The sequence below is a fragment of the Vibrio sp. CJQ_6 genome, from assembly GCF_043106745.1.
GTDB lineage: Bacteria > Pseudomonadota > Gammaproteobacteria > Enterobacterales > Vibrionaceae > Vibrio > Vibrio furnissii.
In genome coordinates this window covers 144,831-164,741 of record NZ_JBICMV010000028.1, presented here as the reverse complement: position 1 = coordinate 164,741, position 19,911 = coordinate 144,831, and the positions used below count along the sequence as shown (strand labels likewise).

The following is a 19,911-nucleotide window of genomic DNA, read 5'->3' as shown; positions in this document are numbered from 1 at the left end:
GCCCCTTACGGGGCTTCGTGTTTATTGGGCGCTGGAGAGTTGCAGGCTTTGCAGCGCATCACTCACCATCAGGTGATCGTCGATTTGAGCCAAGCCCGACACCGTCACCGCCCCCACCAATCCCGACCCGGCAATTCGAATCGGAAACGAGCCGCCATGAGCGCAATATGCCGCCGCATCAATGTGCGGCTGCGTCTCAAATTCGCGCTGCTTTTGCGCGTTGTACAGCGACAGATAGTAAGAACTGCGGCCATAACGCAGCACCGAATTGCGTTTGCGGCGCATCCAGTCGAGATGATCCGCGCACGTGCCCGGCATGACGTATTGGAACAGCGTCTGGCCAAAACCATACACTTCAATCGCCACCGCGACTTGCTGGCTTTCCGCCATCTGTTTGAGCGTGCAGCCCAATTGCCACGCCACATCGTGGTTAAAATGGCTCAGTTGCAGCGCCTCTTCTTGCTGCGCAATCTCGGCCAGTGTCAGGCTCATAAGTTCACCTGCAACGTTTGACCCGTTTTACTGCTCTCCAGCGCCATTTCAATCAGCGCGATGTTTTGCAGTGCCTGCTCTGGCGGCACCGGGTTGGCCGTGCCGAGACGAATCGCATCCGCCACACCTTTGAAATAGAGCTGATAGCCGCCCAGTTCGGTCGCAATGGTTTCTGATCCCGTTTCGCTGTGTAGCTGACCATACAACGACGCTTCTTCCTGCGACCATTGCGGGCTGTCTGGTTGCTTGCCTTCTTTGAGGTAGGTTTCCTGTGGATCGAGGCCGTATTTCTCATACTTCGCCAGGCTGCCTAGCACTTTGTAACGCAGGTTCGGCTCTGGGCTGTAAAGGTTTGAATGCAGGTGCACCAAATGATTTGGATAGTGCAGGATCAGGTTGTAGTAATCGATGGTGGTCGCGCCCGGGCGCATCATGCGGCACTGCGCATTGATCGCCTGTGGCAGCCCAAACAGCGCCAGCGCTTGGTCCAGCAGGTGCGGCGCCAAATCAAACAAAATACCGCCGCCATCTTGCGCCAGTTCACGCCAGCGCTGACGAATTTGTGGACGGTAGCGGTCGAAGTGGGATTCAAACAGTTTGATGTCACCCAAACGCCCTTCCGCCATCAGCTTTTGCAGGGTGAGAAAATCGCCATCCCAACGACGGTTATGGAACACGCTCAGCGTGAGGCCTTTTTCCGCCGCCAATGCAATCAGCTCTTCGCCATCTTCAATACGGGTCACGAACGGCTTTTCAACGATCACGTGCTTGCCATTTTGCAGCGCGCGTTTGGCCAGCGGGTAATGCACATCGTTCGGCGCGGTGATGATCACCAGCTCCGCATCGCTGTTGTCCAGCAGGTCATTTGCATCACCAAACCATTGCGCGCTTGGCCAATCGGCCGCGACTGCGGCTTGTTGGCTGGAACTGATCGCACTCAGCGTCAGCTCAGGCAGCGCGTTGATGAAAGGCAAGTGAAAGGTTTTCGCCGAATAGCCGTAGCCAATCACGGCGGTTTTTACCGGAGCGTAAGTCATATCAAAACTGTCCTTCTGGTGCGGTCGCCACAACACACTGAATGTCGTGACGGTCAAATAATTCTTGCAGTGCTGGCGCGGGTGGCGCGTCGGTGATCACCATGTCGATCGCCGCCACATCACACACGTGATGAAAATTCTCGGTGCCCATTTTGCGCTGTTCACACACCAAAATGATCTGCTGCGCTTGTGCCATCATCGCGCGTTTCATCGACGCTTCTTGTTCATAGTTAGTGGTCAAGCCGCGCTCAGACAGGGCACACACGCCAATAAATGCTTTGTTGACATGATAGCCAGCCATTTGCTGCTCGGCCTGCGGGCCCAAAATGGCGCGGCTGTACGGATCAAAATGGCCGCCCAACAAATGGACCGTATACGAAGCCCCCTCTTCAACCTGAGCCAGCGTGTTGACTGAGTTGGTGACGATGGTCGCGGGTGCGGCCAGATAACCGGGGACGAGCGCCAACGTGGTGCTGGTATCGAGCACAATGTAATCCTGCGCATCCACCATCGATGCCACGCACTGCGCCAACGCGTGCTTGCTCGCGCTGACGGCTTTGGCCGCAAACGGTTCGCTTTTCGGCGACACTGGCGCCAGCATCGCACCGCCACGAATGCGCTGAATGCCCGGCAACTGAGTGAGCTTCACCAGATCGCGCCGCGCGGAATCACGCGACACCCCAAACTGGTCACAGATGTCGGTTAGGGTCATTTTTCCCTGCTGCTTGATCAGCATTTGTAAGTGAATTAGGCGTTCTTCTTGGGTCATAAACTTAATATCACGTAAGTGTTTTTAATGCATTATGCCGCATTGACCCCTGATGTCACGTAAAAGATCGCACGCAGCATTGAAAAATCCGCAATGCGCAGACACAAAAAAAGCCAGTCCGATTCGAACTGGCTTTGCGATCAATGGGCTGCGAATCGTCGAATTCGCAAATCGTGAATTTAGGCTTGTGCTTGCGCAGATTCCGCCTGACGCTCACGCAAAAGCTCGTTGAACTCAATCCGCGCCTGCTGCGCGCTTTCAGACGCCTGCAATTTGTATTGTTTGATGGCCATCATCTCATCCGTCAATTGCTGCAACCGATCGAGGTCGTCCTGCGAGGTCGATTCCGGCTCCAATCCCTGCTCTTTATTGGCTAACGCTTGAGAGCGCAACAGTTTCTGGATGGCCCAAATCTCGGTGCGTTTTTCGCGCTCCTGATCCGCAGCATTAACCGCTTCGGCTTTGAGCTTTTCAAAGCGGGCCAATGCAATCCCTTCGCGCGACCAAGGGTCGATTTCCGGCAACTCTTCAATGTTGATCACCGGATCCTCATACCCTTCCTGATGCATCAAATCGAGGTTCGCCGCACGAATGCCCGACATCATCAACATCACCGCAATCACCAACAGCGGCAGGCCGCCCACGATTGCCGCGGTTTGCAGCGTCGCCAGTCCGCCCATGAACATCAACACCGACGGCATCACCGACAGCGTAAAGGCCCAGAACAAACGGTTCCAACGCATCGGCTCTTCTTCAACGTTGTTTTGCACCACCGCCGCCAGAATGTAGGAGATGGAGTCAAACGTGGTCGCCGTAAAAATAATGCACAGCACCGTAAAGACCGCAATCACCACGGTGCTGAAAGGCAGTTGTTCCAAAATACTGAAAATTGCCGCTGTTGGACCGGCTTCGTTGAGGATCGCCACCACATCCAACTGCCCCGACAACTGCAACGATAAGCCGTAGTTACCCAGTACAATGAAGTACATCGCGCAGCCTGCCGAGCCATAGAAAATCGACCCCGTCACCATCTGTTTGATGGTGCGACCGCGCGAAATCTTGGCCACAAACAGGCCCATGCTTGGCGCGTACACCAACCACCACGCCCAGTAGAAAATGGTCCAATGTTGCGGGAAATGCGTGTCTTCAAACGTGCCGTAGCCACCAAACGGTTCTGCCCACGTGGCCATGGAGAAGAAATTACTCAGCATGCGGCCCACAGAATCTAGGCCGGTTTCCAGCATGAAAATGGTTGGCCCGGCCACCAGCACAAAGGCCAGCAACGCCATCGCACCCCAGAAGTTGATGTTACTCAGCACCTTGATGCCGCCATCCATCCCCTTGTACGACGAGTAAGCAAAGATCACCGTACACAGCATCAACACACCAATTTGCGACATGGTGGTCGCCGGAATGCCAAACAGGTAACTGATGCCTTCGTTGATCAGCGGGGCCGCCAAACCGAGCGTGGTCGCAGCACCGCCCAGCAAACCAAAGATAAACAGAATGTCGATGACTTTACCGGTTTTCCCAAAGCTGCGCGCTTCACCGATGATCGGCATCAGCGCCGCCGAGACTTTCAGCACCGGCTGCTTTCGCACGTAGAAGAAGTACGCAATCGGCACCGCCGGAATCAAGTAGATTGCCCACGCAATCGGCCCCCAGTGGAAGATCCCATACGTGGCCGCCCAGCGAATCGCCGCTTCACTGCCGGGTTCGAGCTGGAACGGTGGCGCCATGTAGTAATACGCCCACTCAATCATGCCCCAATACAAAATACTGGCGCCGATCCCGCCACAAAACAGCATCGCCGCCCACGACGCCGTGCCGTATTCGGGTTTTTCATCTGCATCACCGAGCTTGATTTGCCCAATGTCACTGAAGATGATGTAAATCATGAAGAAGATGGCGCCAAGGCCTAAGGAGAGATAGAGAAAACCGAGCTTGTCGGTCATAAAGGTTTTGGCAACGGCAATCCAATCTGCGCCTTCTGCTGGCCATAACGCCAGTGGCACAACCACCAGAAACAGCAGGCCAAGTGCGCCAAAAAACGTAGGTTTGTCGATCAATTCGAAATATTTTTTCATTCCATTCACTTCGCGATGATTATCCTTTCATTGTCTTTTAACGCGTCGTGAAACAATGCACAAATGCAATCATTAATGATGAAAATCAAAAACAATTATCTTACAAAACAGAAATATAACAACAAAACCATTCAAAAGCTACGTGAATAAAAACCAACGCAATCACAACAATTGTCGCCCGATTTCATCCTATCGTTGAGGCAGAAAAGAGCTGACCACGCCAGCGTGGCTCAAACGCAGCATCACGCGCAGCATCAAGTGAAGCACGCAGCAAACCCGGGAAATCCGCGACGAAAAAAAACGGCGCGAACGCCGTTTTTCTAATCATGCTGCTGCGATGTACTGCCGTTTGGCTCGCTTTTGATGTTTGAGTTCCTCAATCAGCGCATCGACATCCAACTCGATGTTGAATCGGCGTTTGAGGTTGGCCAAGAACAGCGGATCCTCACACATGGCTTTTTCAGGCTCATCGCTGATTTTAGCCACCGGACGACCATTGCATTCGGTCAGCTTAATCACGATCGACAATGGCTGATAGGCGATGTCTTGCTCATTGGTCCAACCGCCCAGATCGTTGGTCAGGAACGTGCCGATGCCAAACGAAATGCGCACGCGACCTGCGAAGTATTCACACAGATCCAGCGCTTCATCAAAGTTCAGGCCGTTGGAGAAGATAAACACTTTCGACGCGGGATCGATGCCCATATTTTGGTAGTGCGCCAACATGCGATCGCCCCATTTGAATGGGCAGCCCGAGTCGTGACGAATGCCGTCGTACGCCTTGGCAAGATGCATATTGAAGTCTTCTTGGAACGCGTCAATAGTCAGCGTGTCTGTGGGCGCAATTGACAATTGACCGTCGAACGCTTTCAGCCATTGCTCCAACGCCACACGCTGTGAATCACGCACATTAACCAGCGCCTGATGCCCCATGAACCATTCATGGGCAATGGTGCCAATCGGCTTCAGATTAAACTCGCGCGCAAAATGGTAGTTGCTGGTGCCCAGCAACAGCTCAGGCATTTCTTGCGCCAGATACGCCATCACATCCCGTTGCACTTGGCTGGAGAAACGGCGACGAGTGCCCATTTCGGTGAGCGAGAAATTGGTGATGCCTCGCTTTGCAATGTCTGCTTTGAGCTTTTGCACTTTGTCCGCCAACACTTGCAATGGCAGTTCCGCAGGCACCTGCGCCCAGCGGCGGCGGTTGCGCACTTCAGACACAATCGACATCACGATGGTTTCGTACAAAATGGTATCGCGCCAGCTGCCTTGAATCCCAATGCGCAGCTGATGTTTGCCATCTTGTTTGATCACGCCAAACTCGACCTGACGATCCGGCTGAAAATGGAAGTAGCGTAATGCTTGCAAAAATGAGGTTTTCAGATGCGGGGAGCTTTGTTTCAGATACACAATGTCGGCATCCGAGAAACGCAGGGATGCTAAATGACGAATCTCATCGCGCACTTCTTCCAACAGCTCGCTCACATCCTCATCACTGCGTACGATCAGTTCGTAACGCACCTGCGCGTCTGGATAGAGGGAGTGGATCGCCTGCATCATATTGATTTTATAGGCATCGAGATCCAACAAACTGCGGATGATGTGTGGAGAAAACAGGCGAGAGTTCATGATGCCTTCCTTCAATTCACGACATGGGGGTTAGTCATGTTAGTAACATTGTGTTCCTAACTATTTCCGGCACATTAAATGAGCACACGAAGTTTGTCAACTTTTGTGACAAACCTAACAATAGTTACATATCCACAAATCAATCATGGATATTGATGCAAAACAATCAGATTCCAAGCCTTTACAGCCAAGGAAGGCACCAACGCATTGAATAAAATTTAGTTTGTCACATTATGTTATTTACATTTGACCCAAACAGATCGCTTGCCTAGAATGAGCCCATTGTTCGTCACACAACGCACTTGCAACACGCTGGCGTGAATCACGCGCAAAACACACGACTGGCGATGAACACGAGCCAGAGATTCACTGCCGTTGGGAAAACACTATGATCGTCACCATTGATATGATTTGCCTTCGCTTGGCCCCTTCGGGGATCCAAACCCTGCTGGTGAAGCGAAGTAATCCGAACCGACCCGACTGCGGCAAATGGGCCGTTCCGGGCGGCTTGGTGTACGATGAAGACCTGACCGCGAGCGGCGGTGAACCCGCCGATGAAGATTTCGATTCCGCACGACGCCGCATTTGTCGCCAAAAAGTGCACACCTACCCCAACTTCATCAGCGACCCCTTGGTAGACGGAAACCCCAAACGTGACCCCGATGGCTGGAGCGTCAGCATTTCGCATTACGCGCTGCTCAACCCATCCAACGTGCAACAAATCGAAGATTTTGGCATCGACCGCAGTCGCGCTGGCTGGTTTGATCTCGAACCGCTGCTCCATGGCGACATGGCGCTGGCCTTTGACCATGTGGCGCAAATCCAACACGCGTGGAAAAAGCTGCGCGCAGCGGTGGAATACACGTCTGTGGTCCTGTTTTCATTGGAAAAAGAGTTTCTGGTGGCCGACATCATCGAGGCTTACGCCAAGTTTGGCGTTGAAGTGAATCGCATGACGGTCAAACGTCGCCTGATTGATACAGGCGTGATTGTCAGCGCCAACAAGATCGCGGCCTCCAGCAAGGGCAAAGGCGGCAAACCGGCGACTGTTTATCGCCTGCCCAGCAATGAAGTGACCTACTTCCAAACCTGTCTGCGCGGCTAAGCGCCCCGAACTCCTCACGCAATCGCTTGCCGTGAGTGGCTGGCTCTGATTATGATGTCAGCAAGACGACTCGCGCTTCATCACGCCCATTCCGGACGTTGCCACGTCGGCACTCAACGTCGTCCAACTTCACGAGCGTACACACAAGTTATGAATCCAACGATTGCTGCCACCGGTGGCTGGCTGCTGATGGCGAGCCTTTTCCTTTCGCTGAGCGCCCAACTGACCGATCACATCGCCGGCTTTTGGGCTGGCATTCCGATTTGGATCGCCGCAGGCTTATTTTTGCCCGCCGTCAAACCGGCGCAGAAAAAACAGATTCTGCTGCTATTTGGCGTGGGCACCGCGGGGCTGATTTATGGCCTACTGAATGGTAGCGGCGGTCACTACGTGCTCAAAGCCATCGAAGCTAACCAAAACGTGGTCACCATGCTGATTGGGGTCGGTTTTCTGCGCATTTTCGCCATGGAGAGTGTGCGTACCGGAGAGCAACTGCCGCAAGGTAAATCGGCGTTGGTGCGCACGCTGTTTGGCGCGCATTTGTTTGGCGCGGTGCTGAATATGTCGTCGGTGATCATCGTCGGCGATAAATTGTCCTCGAAAGACAAACTCACCACCACGCAAGGCTTGGTATTACTGCGCGCGTTTGCCACGTGCGCGTTTTGGTCACCATTTTTCGCTTCCATGGGGTTAACCCTCATCAGTGCGCCGGGCGCGCAACTGGGCACATTGGTGTTATACGGCTTGCCGGTGAGCTTGGTGGCGCTGTCACTCAGCGCATGGCAGATCACCCGCCGCTCGGATGCCGAGCAGATGAACGGCTACCCGATTTCGTTTTCGTCGCTGTGGATGCCGGGGCTGCTGGCGCTGGTGGTGATGTCCGGTCACACACTGTATCCACACATCAGCGTGTTGTCCTTGGTGACACTCACCGCGATTGTGTTTACAGGCAGTTGGTTGCTGCTAAAAAAAGGCAAATTAGGGCTCTATAGCGCGCGTAATCACATTACTTCCGGTGTGGCGGGTTCGGCCGGAGAAGTGGTGCTGTTTGCTGCCGCAGCCATGCTGGCAGCAGGCGTAGCGTCGGCACTGGCAGCGACGCAGATTCAGCTTGCGCCCACTCAGTTCGGCGCGCTGGAAGCCAGCCTCACTTTGGTGGTATTGGCACTGCTCGCTCTCAGCGGCATGCATCCGGTCACCAGTGTGGTACTGGCGGGGAGTGTACTCTCGCCGACGGTTAGCGATCCGGATTTACTCGGCATGACCCTGCTGATGGGCTGGTCGCTGGGCATTACGCTGTCGCCGTTTTCCGGCGTTCAGCTCAGTATTCAATCGCGCTACGACATCAGCGCGAAAGCGTTGCTGCATGCCAACTGGCGCTACATTGTGGTGATGTATCTGGTGTGTAGCAGCGTGTTGTGGTTCTACACGCACGGTTGATGTCCCACCATCGATGGTGAGGGTTGAATCAAAAAATCCCCGCCAGATGGCGGGGATTGTTCATTCCGAATGGACTGAGTTCAGTTCTCAGTTAATTCAGTTCCAGTTGCAGCCCTTTGACCAACCAGTTGTCGGCCCAAATTTTAACCGCTGTGATGGACTGACCTGCCGGCACATCAAAACGATCCTCATGCAGATGGGTGCCGTACTGTTTTGACCCAAGCGTCTGCACGCTACCATCAAGATACGTCAACGTCAGCGCCAGCAGTTGCTGTCCACCGTAGTTAAAATCGCCTGAAGTCGCGACCACCGATTGCACTTGGCGTAAATCCACTTGGCTCAGCGAGCCGCCGCTGCCACCGACCATCAACCCTTCTGCGGTGCCGAGCGCATCGATCGCCGCTCCCGAGCGCACAAACAGGGTTCCCTCAGCACTCAACGGTTGCGCGTTAAGCTGACCCACCGCCAGCCCCAATACCGGCGAAGTTTGTTGCTGGTTAAATACATCGGTGTAGGCGGTGATGGTGCGCAGGCTGACGCTGTCACTGGCGGAGGCATACAAGCCCAATGCACCCGTTGTCGTATCGTGTCCCAGCGTTTCGCCACTGTAGACGTTGGTCAGCGCGTCGCTGCCCTCTTGCCACTCCCAGCGTTGGCTGAGGCTCTGATTACATGCTTGCAGCGCATCCAACGCATTGCCGTCCAGACAGCGTTTGGTGTCCAGCGCACTCACATAACGGCCCAGTTGGTCGTAGATGAACGACTGACTCGCGGTTTGGTTGTCACACGTGCTGGCTGTCAGCGTGCCGTCAGCTTGCACCGTGACGCAGCGATCATTAAAGCTGGCCAATTGCAGATTCACCGGGCGACCACCGGTAAATACCGGATGATCCCAGTCGACAGTAAAACTGGCGGATTTAGTCACGCGGCGACGCGGCGTGTCTTCAAAACCGTGATACGACTGATGTGCGCCGACGACATAGTAGTGTTTGTACGCACCGTTGTAGATCGGGCGAATATTGACTGAAGAATCAATCACAAACTCGGTCGAACCGCTCTCGCTTGGTGACGCTTTGTAAATCACGTCCATTTTCGGCACGAAGCTGGCGTAGCCGATCGGATTGATGCGGTTCACATCCACCGGATAGGTATTGACCCACAACGCATCGGTGGAGCGGTTCAGCAGCGATTCCGCAGTGGCATACTGCTGGCGCGCCCAACTAAAGCTAATGTTCTGCGCATTTTTAGTGGCGCGTTCAATACGGTAATCCTGCGTATTGAACGTCAGCCAGCGGCTCTGTGAGTAACTCGCGCGGGCTTCGAGCTTGCCTTTCGGCCCTTTGCTGTCGGCTTCCACGCCACCCGACACGCCCAGCTCAAACCCAGACACTTCTTTGCGCTCAAAATTGGCGTTGACGTTGCTGGCCGGAAACGTTTTGAGAACCTGCGCTTTGTTGTTGGAGGCATTGAAGGCGAAGCGATAATCCTGCGCAATCGCATCGGTCGACCATTCGCGGAAATAGGCATCCAACGTCACGTAATCGGCGCCGAACTGGCGGTAACTCAGTTGATCGTTGAGATGAATGCCCGCGCCCGTGCTGTCATCATCCAAACTGATGCGGACAATTTTCGCATCCGGTGTCGCCGAGCCGACAATACCATATTGCAGTGAACGTTCCAGATTGACACGATAAATCAGGGAGATGTTGGCATCGTGACAGAATGAGCGGCGCCCTTTGTCACTCTTCCATAACCAAGAATTATCAAAGGTACACTCTTCGTCGCTGATCGCGCGGTTGACGTTAATATAGAACGCCACATGCGGCAGTGTATTGGTTTCACCACCACTGACGCGCTGGCTATCCGACAGTGAGCGGCGTACTCGCTTGGCGGCCGGCGCTTCCAGCAAAGCAGGGTTGACGTCATCCGCCGCATCAAACGGCGTAAACAGCAGTTCCCCTTTATGTTCGGTCACCAAGACGAACCGGCTCGCAAAGCTCATGCCATATTGCTGACGAAACAGCGCCTGCATCACTGCGCGCTCTTCGTTATTTTCGATCTGGCTGAAATCCATCAAAATACGTTGTTTCTCTTGCACAACGAATTGACGCAATTGTGCCAGAGTTGGCATATCGGAATCGTTTTCCTGCCAATATTGCGCGTTGAAATAATTAATCTGACTCGAATCAGAAACCTGACTCAAAATAGAAACGGCTTCGCCAACCGGATCATGGATATCGGCCAACGCATCGCCACTTGTTGAAAGTGAACATAATACCAACGTGGTTGCTGCATAAGAATTTAGTTTTCGCATAGGTGCCCTTTATTATTTTCACTCTACTTCACGTAATCACGTCAAATAGAATGGTTTATTATTAATAGGCTTTCCCCTTGTCGACAGACAATAGGAAACCGCTCCAAGCCGCTCAGAATAGAGGGCTAGATTTTATTATTCAATTGGTTAGTAAACTGACTCGTTCAGTGAGTCAACGTGAGCGCGACAACCGCAGGAAGGCTGTTCAGGTCTACAAAGATGGGGTAAATCTGCTGACGCTCAAGTGATCAATATAAGGAAGTGCATTACAAATAAAGCTGATTCACAAAAAGCATCGTACAAGATCACGTTTTAAATTCGTTTTAAACAGATTTCTTTAACATGGCGAATAAAAACACAAATAATTCATCAATATTTAATTTAGCGAGCATTGTTTTATCATTTACTTATTTTGCACACACTAATTTAGATAAGGTGAAATAACTCGTACTCATTTTATTATTGTTCATATTTTCTCATTGCATCCTTCAAATAAAAATAAACGTTGTTTTTTTGTCCGAATTTATTCATGCCGATGAACAAATGCACATTCAAGCATGATCTTCCTCCCAAGCACCACGCTTTATGCTTTCAATTGCATTAGTGGTGTGAATAGATATCGCATTGAACACCTCCGACCAGAAAGTCAGTGGCTAACCATGGCTGATTCGGTCATCGAGTACACAGACCCGACGCTGAATCAGCCATACAACCAACACAATAAGAAGAGACACGATGACATTACAACACACTCTGCTGATTGCGAGCCTCAGCGCCATTGCGCCAGCGGTATTGGCAAACGACATCAACCCAGCGCCGCTCATGGCGCCATCTGAAGCGGATTCGGCACAAACACTAGGCAGCCCGACGTACACCTACGTTCGCTGCTGGTATCGTCCGGCGGCGACGCACAACGATCCGTACACCACCTGGGAGTGGGCAAAGAACGCGGACGGCAGTGATTTCACCATTGATGGCTACTGGTGGTCCTCCGTGAGTTACAAAAATATGTTCTACACCGAGACTCAGCCCGACACCATCCTGCAGCGCTGTGAAGAGACGCTGGGCCTCACCCACGATACTGCCGACATCACCTATGCCGCGGCCGACACCCGTTTTTCTTATAACCACACCATCTGGAGCAACGATGTCGCCAACGCGCCAAGCAAGATCAACAAGGTGATCGCCTTTGGTGACAGCCTGTCCGACACCGGCAACATTTTTAACGCCTCACAATGGCGCTTCCCGAATCCGAACTCTTGGTTTGTCGGCCACTTTTCCAACGGATTTGTCTGGACCGAGTATCTGGCGCAAGGTTTGGGGCTCCCCCTTTACAACTGGGCCGTGGGCGGCGCGGCAGGGCGCAATCAATACTGGGCGCTGACTGGCGTGAATGAGCAAGTCAGTTCGTACCTGACCTACATGGAGATGGCGCCGAATTACCGTGCGGAGAACACACTGTTTACGCTCGAATTCGGTCTGAATGATTTTATGAACTACGACCGTTCACTGGCCGACGTCAAAGCGGATTACAGCTCGGCGCTGATTCGTCTGGTGGAAGCGGGAGCGAAAAATCTGGTGCTGTTGACCCTGCCAGATGCCACGCGCGCGCCGCAGTTCCAATATTCAACGCAGGAACACATCGACGAGGTGCGCGCCAAAGTGATTGGCATGAACGCGTTCATTCGTGAGCAGGCACGCTACTTCCAGATGCAGGGCATCAACATTTCGCTGTTTGACGCCTACACGCTGTTTGATCAGATGATCGCCGACCCAGCCGCGCATGGCTTTGATAATGCCAGCGCGCCGTGTCTTGATATTCAGCGCAGCTCCGCGGCGGATTATCTCTACACCCATGCTCTGGCTGCCGAGTGTGCCTCATCCGGTTCAGACCGATTTGTGTTCTGGGATGTGACTCACCCCACCACGGCAACGCATCGCTACATCGCCGACCACATTTTGGCGACTGGTGTTGCGCAGTTCCCGCGTTAAGTGCGAAGGCATCAAACGGGCCATTCAACGCCAACGCGTTATCGCAGGGCTGAATGGCCCTTTTCTTGATGTGCCGGGAAACAGTGAAACATCCCAACGGAGCGCATAAAAAAAGGTCGCCTCAGCGACCTTTTCAATAACCTACGGAATTAACGAGTTGCGGCCGTCAATGCCACTTCAGGATCCGGTTCACGCGTGATGCGGTTACGCAGATCTCTACGGATGATTTCAATCGACCAGAACCAAACCAGGTGGCCAACGATTTCAGACACGTGTTCGTACCATGGCCATTCCATCACAGGCGGAGTCAAACCCAGCAGTGGGAAGGTGATCATGTGAACGCCGATTTGTGCCAATGCACCAGCAAACAGACCTTGCCACAATTTGATTTTCGGGAATTGTTCTGCAACCACGCAGTAACCCACCGCAAAAACAATGGAGAAGATAATGTGTGTGACACCAACCCAGTTAAAAATGTGGCCTGCAAAGGTATAAACGGCTTCGTTTGGATCAACAACACCAATCCAGTCGCGCAAGAAAACGTAAGGCGGATTGAGGAAATTACGTGAGCAGTCGATGTTTTCAGCCGCACGAATCAGTGATTCTGGCGAACAGGCCGCTTGGAAAATATCCACTGGACTGCGCGGTGGAAGCGGAACTTCAGCACCCCATTTCACGAAAGCGGACACAACACCCGCGATTAAGCCAATAAAGGCAGCCAAGCCATAACGTCGACGTGACGGATCGGTTTGTTCAAATAAATTCATATTTTTATTCCCATTAACAAACTGTTACATATAAAACAATGTGAACCATATCACCTAAATCAATAAAAGAACACACATCTAAGTCAAAAAGTTGTGACAAAGTCGACTATTGTTGGTTATGTAAATAAATGGAATATTTCAAGTGATGAATAGATTCTTATGCGAGATTGACCTGTTCACGAGCATCGCAAAGGGCGTATGTCATCGATAAATCCCGCCCAAAGCGTCGAAAACGCCGCACCAAAGACACCGAGTGCGGCTGCAAGAAATGCGACTTGAAAGGCATACAGGCTGATCAACACGCCTACATGAAATCAGGTGCGTTACGACGCCGAGGGGTTCGCCACCGGCTTACCTACCGACCCCACCGGTTTGCGCTGCGGATACAGCACCAGACCAATCCCCAATAAGAACGTGCTGCACGATACCCATTGCGCCATGGACAACTGTTCATCATACAGCGCATACCCGCTCAGCAGCGCAAACACCGACACCAACAACGTCATGGGTGCCAATTGGCTCATCGGGTATTTCAACACCATCTTGTTCCACACCCAGTAACCAAACACTGTCGTTGGGTAAGCCTGAAACAGCACCGACAGCCACGCATTGCTGTTCCATTGCTGATACGTGGTGCTCAACACCTCCCATCCGTTAATTCCCACGCTGAGCGCCACCAGCGGGAGCGGCGCAAACAGCATGCCCCAAATGTTGAACGCAAACGCAGAACGCGTGCCCGATGCGCGCACAATCACGCCAGCCAGCGGCCAACAGATCGCAGCGATCAGAATCAACACCACGCCAGCAAACGTGACATTGCCATTGGTGTAAATGATCGACACCACCAATCCGGCCACCGACACCACAATGCCTGCAGCCATGCGCGGAGAAATCACCTCTTTGTAGAGCAACACCCCCACCAGCACCGTAGTCAGTACATCCGTTTGCAGCAGCACCGACGCCATGCCAGAGGACAAGCCCCACGTGATGGCACACGACGCCATCCCCCAGATTCCGGTACCAAACACCACGCCATACGCCATCAAATAGCGCCACGGCACCGTGGGTCTGCGCACAAAAAAGATGATGGGAAAAGTGGCGCAGAAAAAGCGCGCGGCAGCAATCAACAGCGGATCCATCTCGCTGACGCCCAGTTTGATCATCGAAAAATTAAAGCCCCAGATGGCCATCACACTGATGATGAGCAGTAAATCTCGTCCCTGCATGGGTGTTCTCCTTCCTGTTTTATCGAGCACTCAGTCTCCCTTGCCGAACAAAAACAGTACAGATACAATTTATTAAAATTTAACCAGTACAATTTGGTGACCGCATGGCGCGATATAAACAACTGGCAGAGAAATTCATTCACGATATTGAGGCGGGAAAGCTCAGCCCGGGCGATCGCATGTTGTCACTGCGCCAGTTTGCCAGCCAGCAAGGGGTGAGCGTCTCAACAGCGGTGAGCTGTTATGCCGAACTCGAAGCGCAAGGCTGGTTGATTGCGCGCCCGCAAGCGGGATTCTTTATTGCCGAGCAACACACCATCGCCCCCACGCCCAGTTGGCCCCCTTTTCGCAGCCAAGTGGCGACGCCAACCACGATTCGTCACCGCACACTCACGCCTTGCGGCCCGCTGGGCACCTCACGCCTGCAATTGGATAAAACAGCCCAACAAGCGCTCGATCGCAGCCTGCGCCGGGCGATGAAACGGGCCAGCCCGCAGCTCACCTACTACCCCGCACCACAAGGTGAACCCGCGCTACTCAATGCGCTGGCCCAGCATTTCACCCACAGCGGCTTTGCCCTCAACGGCGAAGAATTGGTGATCACGCACGGCTGTATGGATGGCGTCAAAATGGCGCTGATGGTGTGTACCCAACCCGGCGATACGGTCGCCATCAGTTCCCCCTGCTACAACGGTTTGCTCGATCTGCTGTCGCAGTTGTCGCTGCGTATCCTCGAAATTCCTTCGTTGGCAGAGGGCATTGACCTCGACCAATTCGAACAACACCTGCAACGCGGGACGGTGCAAGCCGGGTTGTTCTGTACCACCCACATGAATCCGCAAGGCATCACACTCTCCAGCCAACAAAAGCAACGCTTGGCACAACTCGCCAACCGCTATCGCATTCCGGTCATCGAAGATGATGTGTATTTGGAACTGCCCCATCGTCACCAACCGCCATTGCCCGCGGCCTACTACGATGAAGGGGGGTACATGCTGTGGTGTGGTTCAGTGTCGAAAACCTTGTCTCCCAGCTACCGGCTGGGTTGGTGTCGTCCGGGGCGTTACTTTCAGCCCTATCTCAAACGGGCACTGGGGGTGCCCACACTGGTTCAGTATGCGTTGGCCGATTTTATTGAGTCAGGCGCTTACGCGAGCCATCTCAAACGAGTGCGCTATCAACTCAATCAACACAAAGCCTACTATCTCCATTACTTGAGTGAGCATTTGCCGCCCGGCAGCACCATCACCCAACCGGATGGCGGCTTGGTGTTGTGGATGCAAATCCCCGGCCTCGATGCCCAAGCGGTCGGCGATGCCGCCGAACAAATGCAGCTCGATATTCGCATTGGCCCTTGGTTTACTGAATCGGAGCGTTATCAGAATTGCTTGCGCATCAACATTGGTTTTGCGCCCACAACAGCGATTGAAGACCAACTGGCGCAGTTGATGCGCTTGATTGCTCAACACCAGACTGTTTAAAGGCAATGCCCTGTCTTGCGATTAAGAATCTCGGTGCTCGATTGGACAAAATATAGACAGCGCAAAAAACAGCTTCTACACTTCTGGTGCCGTGAATAACGTGCTGAAAAACATAATAATAGCCCTGATGCCAGTTGGCTTAAATACCAAAGGAACTGCTGTATGAAACGCTTCCCCTTGTGGGCGGGTTCACTGCTGATGCTCTGCTCAACCCCGACGTTGGCTAAAACCGTCTTAACCGAGAAAAACCTCAATACCTATCTGCAAATCATGCAAGAACGCGATGCGTTGGATGACAGTTCGTACGAACCGGATGAACCGGCAACCGAGCTCACCTTCGCCACGCATTGCGACTGGCAACGCCATTACCAAGATGCGGTCGCCACCGCGCCTGCCAACGACGTGGCTGAGGTAGAAGCGATCGCCAAACGTCACGGCTTTGCGCCCGTCGACTATTATGAGTTCACCCACAAGCTGCAATGGATGAGCTTAGAAGAGATGCAGATGGTGCTCAAATCCAGCGAAGCGATGTTGAATACCTTACCCGCCGACAGCCGCGCCGAGCTGGAAATCGAAATCATCAATCAAAACAAGATCATTACACTGTTGCAGCGCTGCATGACGCAAGAAGACAAGCAAGCTGCCCAACGTCTCAAACCTGTGATGATGAAAAAAATCATGCAGATGATCGACAATAGCTGACCCGCTGCGCGAGGCGGCAGCGGTGCCGCTTCGCGTTTTCTTCCTGAGATACCGTTGCTATCTTGCTGATTTTCTGTATGTTAAAAATCACACCAAGGAATCGGAAGCGCAACATGGAATTGGAACTGTTTGTTGTCGACGCGTTTACCACTGAACGCTTTAAAGGCAATTCAGCGGCGGTCGTGCCAGTCACCCACTGGTTGAGTGATGCACAGATGCTCGCCATCGCTCAGGAAAACAACCTGTCGGAAACGGCATTTATCAAACGCTTGGCTGCAAATCACTACGCGATTCGTTGGTTTTCGCCGCTGACCGAAATTGATTTCTGTGGCCACGCGACGCTGGCATCAGCCTACGTGCTATTCAACCACTTCGCGTGTGACACCCCTTTAAATTTTGAGACCGCGGCGGTGGGCACACTCAGCGTCACTCAAACTGCAGACAAACGCATTACGATGCGCTTTCCCAACCGCGCGCCACAGCCCGTTGACGACATACCAGCGCCCCTTCTCGCCGGGTTGTCCATCACGCCGGATGAAGTTTGGCTCAGCCCACAAGCGTATTTTGCGGTGTATCACGATGAACAGGCCGTGCTTGAGGTGCTGCGCGATAATGAGCAACTCAAACAATTGGCTCCGTATGATGTCGTGGCAACAGCCCAATCGAGCGATTATGATTTTATCTCGCGCTATTTCTGGCCCGCGAACGGCGGCGATGAAGATCCCGTGACTGGCTCCATTCATGCCGGTTTGGCGCCATTTTGGGGTGAACGTCTGGGAAAAACCGAACTGATTGCGTATCAAGCCTCACACCGTGGCGGCGTGTTGCAATGCGACTGGCAAGGCGAGCACGTGATGGTTTCCGGCCACGGCGTCCTCTATTTACATGGCACAATACAGGTTGATTAACGCCTTCACCCTTGGTGAGACTTTCATTCAATGCAAGGACGACTTTATGCTTTGCGACCACGGCAAGCACATCGCGCTGAACAGGCCACGCGCCATCCCCACGACCAGCAAATGCACCAACGCCATTGGGATTGATCATGCGTGACCGGCTTTCCATTCGCTCCTATTCAGCGCACGCGACGAGCCACGTCCACCACTATCATCAGTTGGTCTTACCGCTGTCGGGCTACATCGACATCGCCGTCGATGACGTGGTGCTCAAATGCGGTTTCGGCGATTGCGTGGTGGTGCGCGCCGGGGCGCGTCATGATTTCAGTGCGCCAGAAACGTTTCGCTTTTTGGTGGCCGATCTCCATGAGCTTCCGCCCAACCTCAGCGCGTCCAGCGTGGTCAGTTTTCAATTGGATCCTGCGGCCTTAGCATACATTCAATTTGTCGATAAACAGCTCCGCACGCAGGTAGATCCCAACGTTGAAGCGATGACGTTGGCGCTGTTTTTGGCTCTGTTAGCCAAGCAAGGGTTTGCGCGCGCCATTGATCCACGCATTCAAAAAGCGGTGCAAGCGATGCGCGATCATCTGGCGCAACCGCTCACCATCAATGAACTGGCCAGCATCGCGTGCTTAAGCACCACGCAATACAAAAACCTATTCAAAACCAATCTAGGGATGACCACGTTTCAATATCTGACTCAATTGAGGATGGAACGGGCTCGCGCGCTACTGACACACTCCGATTATCCCATCGGCCTGATCGCCGAGCAGGTAGGGTTTCAAGATCCATCAGCGTTCAGTCGCAGTTTCAGCCGCTACTTTGGCCAGCCCCCCAAGTTCTACACTCGGCTTTACAGCAAATAACGACGCATCTCGACATGCCTCACTACAAGCATCACGACGCGCATCGTCCCCCACTCCGTGTTGAACATCAAAATGAGCGTTGCGGCGTATCAAAGTGTCTTTTCTGCACAAACAGGATAAAAATTCTCTTTATCATCGAGAGAACTCATAGATCAAACCGAGATTAATCCATGTTGCGAACGATGCGTTTCACCCCCTCGATATCCCTATTGACGCTGGCTCCCATTCTGTTTTTGTTGATGTGGAGCAGTGGGGCGGTCATGGTCAAACTGGGGGTCGCACAGGCGTCCGTGTGGAGCTTTTTGATCGCCCGTTCAGCCATCTCGCTGGTCTTAACACTGCTGCTGCTGCGCGTCATGCGGGGCCGTTGGCTTCCGCGTTTGGCGCACAGCTCTCGCGCCACGCGCTGGAACTTGCTGGGCTCGGGTTTGCTGCTGCAGGCTGGTTACCTCAGTACTTATTTCTTAGCCATTTCCAGCGGGCTTTCTCCGGGCCTCGTCACCGTGATCCTCGGTTTGCAACCCTTGATCACGCCGCTGCTGGCTCGCCAGCGTCAAAGCCGCCGCGCCGCTCTGTTTCTGCTGTTTGGCTTTGCTGGTTTGTGCTTGGCGGTCGCAGGTTCGGCGCAATTGGGCGCGCTCAATTGGCATGGGATCGGTTGGGCATTGCTGGCGCTGGCGGCCATTACGGTCGGCACCATCTGTCAGGGGCGAATTCAGTTGGACAACTTAGATTCCGTGGTCAGCCAAAACAGTATCGCGCTGGTGATCTTTGGTGCCATTCAACTGACTCAGCCGTGGTACATGCTTTGGAATCCGCAGTTGGTCGTCGCGCTGCTGTGGATGAGTGTGGTGGTCTCCACAGGCGCATTGCTGCTGTTGATGTTGATGCTCAAACATCAGTCGGCCAGTCAGGTCAGCGTGCTGTTTTATTGCATTCCAGTGCTCACCATTCTGTTTGATTACGCCCTATTTGGCACCACGCTCAGCGTGATGTCATGGGTGGGCGTCATCACCGTTGCCGCCAGTGTGTGGGGGTATCAACACGACAAAGCCAGACGTGCGTTGCAAGCAAGCGCAGCGTCTAGCTCAGCATGACAAGC

General features: G+C 53.3%; 16 protein-coding genes. 8 read left to right on the top strand and 8 right to left on the bottom strand.

Features of this window, described 5'->3' with window-relative positions; all coding sequences use genetic code 11:
• Positions 1–21 precede the first annotated feature (21 nt).
• From ACF8PK_RS15590 to pncB, 5 genes are all read right to left on the bottom strand, one after another.
• Positions 22–492, bottom strand: coding sequence for a heme-degrading domain-containing protein (locus ACF8PK_RS15590; RefSeq protein WP_392442219.1), 471 nt, complete (start codon positions 490–492; stop codon positions 22–24).
• Positions 489–1,529 carry an oxidoreductase gene (locus ACF8PK_RS15585; RefSeq protein ID WP_014257960.1) on the bottom strand — a complete coding sequence of 347 codons (1,041 nt, stop codon included), beginning with the start codon at positions 1,527–1,529 and terminating at the stop codon, positions 489–491. Before ACF8PK_RS15585 ends, ACF8PK_RS15590 begins: the two co-directional genes overlap by 4 nt.
• A gap of 1 nt (position 1,530) precedes the next feature.
• Positions 1,531–2,298 (bottom strand): DeoR/GlpR family DNA-binding transcription regulator, encoded by a 768-nt coding sequence (locus tag ACF8PK_RS15580; protein ID WP_154179352.1) that lies wholly within the window; start codon positions 2,296–2,298, stop codon positions 1,531–1,533.
• Between the two features lie 179 nt (positions 2,299–2,477).
• On the bottom strand, positions 2,478–4,385 hold the full coding sequence (locus ACF8PK_RS15575; protein ID WP_004727237.1) for a BCCT family transporter: 1,908 nt from the start codon (positions 4,383–4,385) through the stop codon (positions 2,478–2,480).
• A 324-nt stretch (positions 4,386–4,709) separates the two neighbouring features.
• On the bottom strand, positions 4,710–6,017 hold the full coding sequence (gene pncB, locus ACF8PK_RS15570; protein WP_143679823.1) for a nicotinate phosphoribosyltransferase: 1,308 nt from the start codon (positions 6,015–6,017) through the stop codon (positions 4,710–4,712).
• A gap of 388 nt (positions 6,018–6,405) precedes the next feature.
• Here pncB and ACF8PK_RS15565 point away from each other — a divergent pair, with 388 nt between their 5' ends.
• Positions 6,406–7,122 (top strand): NUDIX hydrolase, encoded by a 717-nt coding sequence (locus ACF8PK_RS15565; protein ID WP_004727239.1) that lies wholly within the window; start codon positions 6,406–6,408, stop codon positions 7,120–7,122.
• A gap of 150 nt (positions 7,123–7,272) precedes the next feature.
• On the top strand, positions 7,273–8,562 hold the full coding sequence (locus ACF8PK_RS15560) for a hypothetical protein (protein WP_392442215.1): 1,290 nt from the start codon (positions 7,273–7,275) through the stop codon (positions 8,560–8,562).
• Positions 8,563–8,653: 91 nt separating this feature from the next.
• Here ACF8PK_RS15560 and ACF8PK_RS15555 read toward each other — a convergent pair whose 3' ends face one another.
• Positions 8,654–10,876 carry a leukocidin family pore-forming toxin gene (locus ACF8PK_RS15555; RefSeq protein WP_392442212.1) on the bottom strand — a complete coding sequence of 741 codons (2,223 nt, stop codon included), beginning with the start codon at positions 10,874–10,876 and terminating at the stop codon, positions 8,654–8,656.
• Between the two features lie 735 nt (positions 10,877–11,611).
• Here ACF8PK_RS15555 and ACF8PK_RS15550 point away from each other — a divergent pair.
• On the top strand, positions 11,612–12,868 hold the full coding sequence (locus ACF8PK_RS15550) for an SGNH/GDSL hydrolase family protein (RefSeq protein WP_154179362.1): 1,257 nt from the start codon (positions 11,612–11,614) through the stop codon (positions 12,866–12,868).
• A gap of 149 nt (positions 12,869–13,017) precedes the next feature.
• On the opposite strand, the gene ACF8PK_RS15545 is transcribed toward ACF8PK_RS15550, so the two are convergent.
• Both ACF8PK_RS15545 and ACF8PK_RS15540 read right to left on the bottom strand, forming a co-directional pair.
• Complete coding sequence (locus tag ACF8PK_RS15545; RefSeq protein WP_004727245.1) at positions 13,018–13,635, bottom strand: DUF1440 domain-containing protein; 618 nt, start codon at positions 13,633–13,635, stop codon at positions 13,018–13,020.
• A 323-nt stretch (positions 13,636–13,958) separates the two neighbouring features.
• Positions 13,959–14,861, bottom strand: a complete 903-nt coding sequence (locus ACF8PK_RS15540) for an EamA family transporter (RefSeq protein WP_158164799.1) — start codon at positions 14,859–14,861, stop codon at positions 13,959–13,961.
• Positions 14,862–14,965: 104 nt separating this feature from the next.
• Between ACF8PK_RS15540 and ACF8PK_RS15535 the strand changes: the two genes are divergently transcribed.
• From ACF8PK_RS15535 to ACF8PK_RS15515, 5 genes are all read left to right on the top strand, one after another.
• Entirely contained in the window at positions 14,966–16,342 is a 1,377-nt protein-coding gene (locus ACF8PK_RS15535) for a PLP-dependent aminotransferase family protein (RefSeq protein ID WP_392442208.1), read from the top strand.
• A 162-nt stretch (positions 16,343–16,504) separates the two neighbouring features.
• On the top strand, positions 16,505–17,044 hold the full coding sequence (locus ACF8PK_RS15530; protein WP_392442206.1) for a hypothetical protein: 540 nt from the start codon (positions 16,505–16,507) through the stop codon (positions 17,042–17,044).
• A gap of 113 nt (positions 17,045–17,157) precedes the next feature.
• The gene (locus tag ACF8PK_RS15525) at positions 17,158–17,952 is read left to right on the top strand and encodes a PhzF family phenazine biosynthesis protein (protein WP_392442204.1); all 795 of its coding nucleotides are present in this window, start codon (positions 17,158–17,160) and stop codon (positions 17,950–17,952) included.
• A gap of 137 nt (positions 17,953–18,089) precedes the next feature.
• Positions 18,090–18,809, top strand: coding sequence for a helix-turn-helix domain-containing protein (locus tag ACF8PK_RS15520; protein ID WP_143679816.1), 720 nt, complete (start codon positions 18,090–18,092; stop codon positions 18,807–18,809).
• A 170-nt stretch (positions 18,810–18,979) separates the two neighbouring features.
• The gene (locus ACF8PK_RS15515) at positions 18,980–19,906 is read left to right on the top strand and encodes a DMT family transporter (protein ID WP_286281286.1); all 927 of its coding nucleotides are present in this window, start codon (positions 18,980–18,982) and stop codon (positions 19,904–19,906) included.
• The last annotated feature ends 5 nt before the right edge of the window (positions 19,907–19,911 follow it).

Coding starts and splice junctions, on each gene's coding strand:
- ACF8PK_RS15585 (WP_014257960.1), bottom strand. CDS start 1,529: ATGACTTACGCTCCGGTAAAAACCGCCGTGATTGGCTACGGCTATTCG.
- ACF8PK_RS15540 (WP_158164799.1), bottom strand. CDS start 14,861: ATGCAGGGACGAGATTTACTGCTCATCATCAGTGTGATGGCCATCTGG.
- ACF8PK_RS15580 (WP_154179352.1), bottom strand. CDS start 2,298: ATGACCCAAGAAGAACGCCTAATTCACTTACAAATGCTGATCAAGCAG.
- ACF8PK_RS15525 (WP_392442204.1), top strand. CDS start 17,158: ATGGAATTGGAACTGTTTGTTGTCGACGCGTTTACCACTGAACGCTTT.
- ACF8PK_RS15530 (WP_392442206.1), top strand. CDS start 16,505: ATGAAACGCTTCCCCTTGTGGGCGGGTTCACTGCTGATGCTCTGCTCA.
- ACF8PK_RS15515 (WP_286281286.1), top strand. CDS start 18,980: ATGTTGCGAACGATGCGTTTCACCCCCTCGATATCCCTATTGACGCTG.
- ACF8PK_RS15565 (WP_004727239.1), top strand. CDS start 6,406: ATGATCGTCACCATTGATATGATTTGCCTTCGCTTGGCCCCTTCGGGG.
- ACF8PK_RS15535 (WP_392442208.1), top strand. CDS start 14,966: ATGGCGCGATATAAACAACTGGCAGAGAAATTCATTCACGATATTGAG.
- ACF8PK_RS15545 (WP_004727245.1), bottom strand. CDS start 13,635: ATGAATTTATTTGAACAAACCGATCCGTCACGTCGACGTTATGGCTTG.
- ACF8PK_RS15590 (WP_392442219.1), bottom strand. CDS start 492: ATGAGCCTGACACTGGCCGAGATTGCGCAGCAAGAAGAGGCGCTGCAA.
- ACF8PK_RS15560 (WP_392442215.1), top strand. CDS start 7,273: ATGAATCCAACGATTGCTGCCACCGGTGGCTGGCTGCTGATGGCGAGC.
- ACF8PK_RS15550 (WP_154179362.1), top strand. CDS start 11,612: ATGACATTACAACACACTCTGCTGATTGCGAGCCTCAGCGCCATTGCG.
- ACF8PK_RS15575 (WP_004727237.1), bottom strand. CDS start 4,385: ATGAAAAAATATTTCGAATTGATCGACAAACCTACGTTTTTTGGCGCA.
- ACF8PK_RS15555 (WP_392442212.1), bottom strand. CDS start 10,876: ATGCGAAAACTAAATTCTTATGCAGCAACCACGTTGGTATTATGTTCA.
- pncB (WP_143679823.1), bottom strand. CDS start 6,017: ATGAACTCTCGCCTGTTTTCTCCACACATCATCCGCAGTTTGTTGGAT.
- ACF8PK_RS15520 (WP_143679816.1), top strand. CDS start 18,090: ATGCGTGACCGGCTTTCCATTCGCTCCTATTCAGCGCACGCGACGAGC.